Annotated in this window: 3 protein-coding genes; all 3 read right to left on the bottom strand. The window is 70.4% G+C overall.

Features of this window, described 5'->3' with window-relative positions; genetic code table 11:
* Positions 1–134: 134 nt before the first annotated feature.
* Positions 135–1,754, bottom strand: coding sequence for a ricin-type beta-trefoil lectin domain protein (locus tag AB0P24_RS47515; RefSeq protein WP_365805667.1), 1,620 nt, complete (start codon positions 1,752–1,754; stop codon positions 135–137).
* 597 nt (positions 1,755–2,351) lie between these two features.
* Positions 2,352–3,821, bottom strand: a complete 1,470-nt coding sequence (locus AB0P24_RS47510; protein ID WP_365805665.1) for an endo-1,4-beta-xylanase — start codon at positions 3,819–3,821, stop codon at positions 2,352–2,354.
* Between the two features lie 71 nt (positions 3,822–3,892).
* Positions 3,893–4,831, bottom strand: coding sequence for a ricin-type beta-trefoil lectin domain protein (locus AB0P24_RS47505; RefSeq protein WP_365805669.1), 939 nt, complete (start codon positions 4,829–4,831; stop codon positions 3,893–3,895).
* Between the last annotated feature and the right edge of the window lie 120 nt (positions 4,832–4,951).

The raw sequence follows: 4,951 nt of genomic DNA, 5'->3' as shown, positions 1-4,951 counted from the left end.
GGGGCCCCCCGGCCGCCCGCCGGCCACCCCCGTCGCGGGGTGTGGGTTGGTCCCGCGGCTACGGGCGGCCGGGGGGGGGGGGGCCCCGCGGCCCGCCCCCACCGCAGCTGCCGGTGGGCGCGGGGAGAGGCGAGTCATCCCAGCGTCCACTGCTGGTTGCTGCTGCCGTTGCAGGTCCACAGCTCGGCGAGGGCTCCGTCGGCGGTGGACCCTCCGGTGACGTCCAGGCACAGGCCGGACTGGACGCCGGTGATCGTGCCGTCGGAGTTCAGCGTCCACTGCTGGTTGGCCTGGCCGTTGCACGACCAGATCTCCACCTTCGTCCCGGCGGTGGTCTGGTTGTTGTAGGCGTCCAGGCACATCTGGCCGCTGCCGGAGTAGACGGTGAGCTGGTTGGACGTGGAGTGCGTCCACGTCTGGTTGGTGCCGCCGTTGCAGCTCCAGATCTCCACCTGGGTGCCGGCGGTGGTGCTCGAGTTCGGTACGTCCAGGCACTTGCCGGCGCCCACCGCGTGCAGTTCACCGGTCACGCTGGTGCCGCCACCGCTGCTGGTGCCGCCCGCGACGCGGTACATCACCGTGCCGTGCGCCGGCACGGAGGCGCTGATGGTGCCCGAGGTGGTGGAGGACGCCCCCGACCACAGGTCGGTCAGGGTGTAGGAGGAGGCCCCGGTCTTCCCGATCGCGGCCGCGGTGGTGGTGATGGTCGCCGTGGAGCCCGTCTCGTTGAACAGCGCCACCGACACGTCCCCGCCCGCGAGCGGCTTGGCCAGCACGTCCAGGCCGCCGGAGGACGCCACCATGGTGCCCTGCCTGCCCAGGGAGTCCTGGTCGACGGCGATCACCCGGGAGTTGGTCAGCGTGGCCAAGGTGTCCGCGCCGGCCGAGGGGATGTTGGTGCCCGCGATCAGCGGTGCGGCCATCTCCGCCCAGAGGCTGAACTCGCTGCGGCTCTCGGTGGCCGTCATCGAGCCGTTGCCGACCTCCAGCATGTCGGGGTCGTTCCAGTGGCCGGGTCCGGCGTAGGAGGCCAGTCCGACGTTGCTGTGGAAGATCGACAGCATGCTGGAGAAGCTCGCGTTGATGTCCCCGGTGGTGCGCCAGCTGTTGCCCACGCCGGCGCCCCAGGTCCACACGTTCTCCTGGCCCCAGTTGCACAGGCTGAACAGGATCGGCCGCCCGGTGGCCGCCAGCGCGTCCCGCATCGCGGTGTACCGGGTCTGCGCCGGTGCCCCGGTGTTGTTGCAGTTGTCGTACTTCAGGTAGTCCACGCCCCACGACGCGAACGACTGCGCGTCCGTGGTCTCGTGCCCCAGGCTGCCCGGATACCCCGCGCAGGTCGCGGTGCCCGCGTCCTCGTAGATCCCCAGCTTCAGACCCAGCGAGTGCACGTAGTCGGCGGTGCCCTTGATGCCGTCGGGGAACTTGGCCGGGTCCGGGACCAGGTGGCCCCCGGAGTCGCGGCTGTGGGTCATCCAGCAGTCGTCGATGTTGACGTACGAGTAGCCCGCCGCCTGCATGCCGTTGGTGTGCATCGCCTGGGCGGTGGACTTGATCAGCGACTCGGAGACGCCGCAGCCGTAGGCGTTCCAGTCGTTGAAGCCCATCTGCGGGGTCAGTGCGAGCCCGTTGCCGAGCGCGGCGGCGGGCTGCGCCGTGCCGAGGGCGAGCAGAGGGGCGGCCGCGGTGAGCAGCACGGCCGAGAAGGCGAGCGCCAGGGTCCTGCGCAGGGGCGGCAGGGACGGCAATCGCATGGTTCTTGTGGTGGTCGTGGGCATAAGTAGTCGACTCCTGGGGCGAGTTGGGGAAGCTGCGGAATTCGCCGGTAGCCGGCCGAGGCGTAGCGCGCCCGCGCCGTGCCGTGTGCGGCCACGCGGGGCGTACGGCGGGTGCCGCCGGTGCGGGCCCCCACCAGGTCGGCGCGATCGCCGGCAGCATGGCCGGCAGTGCCCTCGCGCACACGGCCGCAGCCGCGGCCGCCGGTGATCGTGCGATACGGACTGCGGGACTGCGGAGCGGATGGGGGCTGCATCCTGTGTCCTCTGATATGCGGGGAGGGGGACGGAGGGTGCCGTGCCTGTCCGAAGCGGTTCAGGGGCGTCGACCGCTCCCGTCAGGGTTCCCTGGAGCACCCACAGGGAGCCCTCAGACATCCCACGTCTCATAGAGATTCCACAGGACAAGCCCCCTGTCAATAGACCTGCCTTGGCGATCCGGAGCCCCATCCATCCCATGTATTGACCCTGGCTGGCCGGTACCAGGGCATCCCGAACCCGCGTCCGGCGATGACCGCCTTGCCGGGCGCGGGTGTTCGTCAGGGGATCAGGAGCGCGCGCCGGGCGCGGGCCGTCTCACCGGAGGTTCCAGTGCTGGTTGGAGCCGCCGCCTGCGTCCCAGACCTGGACGGGGCTGCCGTTGGCGGTCTGCCCGGCCGCGACTTCCAGCGCCCGGCCGGAGGCGGCGTTGGTCAGGGTGTACGAGCCGTCGCTGTTCTGGCTCGCCCGCCAGTGCTGGTTCGCACCGCCGTTGGCGTCCCAGATCTCCATCCGCGTCCCGTTGCCCGTCTGGCCGCCCGGCTCGTCCAGAACCCGCCCGCTGCCGACGTTGGTCAGGGTGTACGAACCGTCACTGTTCTGACTCGCCCGCCACTGCTGGTTGGCACCGCCGTTGGCGTCCCAGACCTGCAAGGACGTGCCGTTCGCCGACTGCCCGCCGGGGACGTCCAGCACCCGGCCCGCGGCCACGTCGGTCAGCGAGTACACCGTCCCGGAGACGATGCCCCCCGAGTTCCCCGTACCTCCGCCCAGGGCGGACAGGACCGCGTCGTAGGCCGGCTTCTTGTTGCCGCTGTTGTCGAACAGCAGCGGGTTCTCCCCCGTCCGCCACGAGTCGCTGTCCCTGATCCCCCACACCGTGATGCCGGTGCAGCGGGCGACGTTCATGCAGGCGCTCACCGTATTGGCGTACGCCGTCGCCGGCGCCTGCGCGATGTCCAGCTCGGTGATCTGTACGTCGACGCCGAGCGCGGCGAAGTTCGACAGCGTGGTCTGGAAACTGGCCGGCGGGCCCCCGGTGCCGAAGTGGGACTGGAAGCCGACGCAGTCGATGGGCACGCCGCGGGACTTGAAGTCGCGCACCATGTTGTAGACGCCCTGCGTCTTGGCGTCGGACCAGTTCTCGATGTTGTAGTCGTTGTAGCAGAGCTTGGCGGAGGGGTCCGCGGCCCGGGCGGTGCGGAACGCCTCCTCGATGAAGCCGTTGCCGAGCACGTTCTGGAAGACCGAACTGCGGTGCTGGCCGCTGCCGCCGTCGGCGAACGCCTCGTTGACCACGTCCCAGGCGTAGATCTTGCCCTTGAAGTGGGTCATCTCCGAGGTGATGTGATTGTCCATCACACTGCGCAGGGTGTTCGCGTCCGTGATCGAGCTGACCCAGCCCGGCAGTTGGGAGTGCCAGACCAGGGTGTGACCGCGCATCCGCTGCCCGTGCGCGGTGGCGTGGCTGACGATCTGGTCGGCGGGCCCGAAGTTGAAGTTGCCGCGGGAGGGTTCGGTGGTGTCCCACTTCATCTCGTTCTCCGGGGTGATCATGTTGAATTCCCGGTCGAGAATCGTGGCGTACGTCGAGTCGCCGAGCTTCCCGGCGGCCACGGCCGTGCCGAAATAGCGGCCGCTGCCGGCCGCTGCCGCGCCCAGCGTGCCGGAGGCGGCATGGGCGGCGAGGTTCGCCGGGCCGGCCAGGGCCAGAACCGTGCCCGCCGTCAGGCCGGCGGCCAGGGTCAGGGCCTTGCGGAGACTGGGCTCTTCGTTGAGCCAGGACATGACGAATCCTTCTCCTTGTGTGTGGGGGGTGGGAGACACCGAGTCCGAGTCGGTGCCGTGGTCGAACAGGGTCAGGGAGCCGAGGTGGCCGTCAGCGCGGTCCACTGCTGGTTGGCACCGCCGTTGCAGTCCCAGAGCACCAGTTGCGTTCCGTCGGTGGCGGACGAGCCGGGGTCGTCGAGACAGCGGCCGGAGGCCGGGTTGCGGTAACCGCCGTTGTACGCCTGCCACTGCTGGTTGCCGCCGCCGTTGCAGTCCCAGATCTCGATCCCGGTTCCGTTGGCGGTGCCGCGGCCGGTTGCGTCGAGGCACTTGCCGAGCGCCCGCAGGGTGCCGTCGGTGTGCGCGGACCACGATTGCGCGTCCGAGCCGTTGCAGGCCGCGATGTCCGCGGCGGTTCCGTTGACGCTGCTGCCGCCGCTCACGTCCAGGCACTTCCCGGCGATTCCGGAGCGGACCTGACCGCCCGCCGAAACCGGCGGCCCGATCCAGCCTGCCGCGTCCGCGGCCTGCACCCCCGCGTTGAAGGCGTCCGCCATCTTGCGGTAGCCGTTGTCGTTGGGGTGCAGGGCGTCGGACAGGTCCGCGCTGTTCAGCGCGCTCATGTCAACCAGGCGTACGTGCTTGCCCGCGGCCTGCTCGGCCTGGACGATTCCGGGAAGCCGGGCGTTGAACGCGGGCCGGTTGGCCTCCTCGGTGCCGCTCGTGGAGACGATCACTGTGCCGACGAGGACGGTCGCGTCGGGGGCGTCGCGGGTGATCTGGTCGATGAGCGCGCGGAGCCGGTCCGGGGCGGTCGGGACCTGGTAGTTGCCGTTCAGGTCGTTGGTGCCGATCTCCAAGGTGACCACGTTGGGGCGGTAAGCGGCCAGCACGGAGTCCGCGATGCCGGCTATCTGGTCGATCCGCCAGCCGGAGTGGCCTTCGTTGTCCGGGTCGGACATGGTGCCGTTGCGGCCCGAGCCGACGAAGTCCAGGGCGTGCCCCTCGGCCGACAGCTGGTTCCACAGAAAGCCCCGGTAGCTGTTCCCGGACGCTCGGCCGACGGCTGGATCCGCACCGACGACGGCGCGTTCGTCGCCGGGGAGCCGCAGGGCGCGATGACCTGGTTCCCGGCGAACAGCCACCCC

It is taken from the genome of Streptomyces sp. NPDC086519 (genome assembly GCF_040686075.1).
In the GTDB taxonomy this organism is placed as follows: Bacteria; Actinomycetota; Actinomycetes; order Streptomycetales; family Streptomycetaceae; genus Streptomyces; species Streptomyces shenzhenensis.
The sequence above is the reverse complement of the archived record's forward strand: the minus strand, read 5'-3'. Positions and strand labels throughout refer to the sequence as shown.

Excerpts from the sequence above, each read along its gene's own strand:
- AB0P24_RS47515 (WP_365805667.1), bottom strand. The coding sequence starts at position 1,754 with ATGCGATTGCCGTCCCTGCCGCCCCTGCGCAGGACCCTGGCGCTCGCC.
- AB0P24_RS47510 (WP_365805665.1), bottom strand. The coding sequence starts at position 3,821 with ATGTCCTGGCTCAACGAAGAGCCCAGTCTCCGCAAGGCCCTGACCCTG.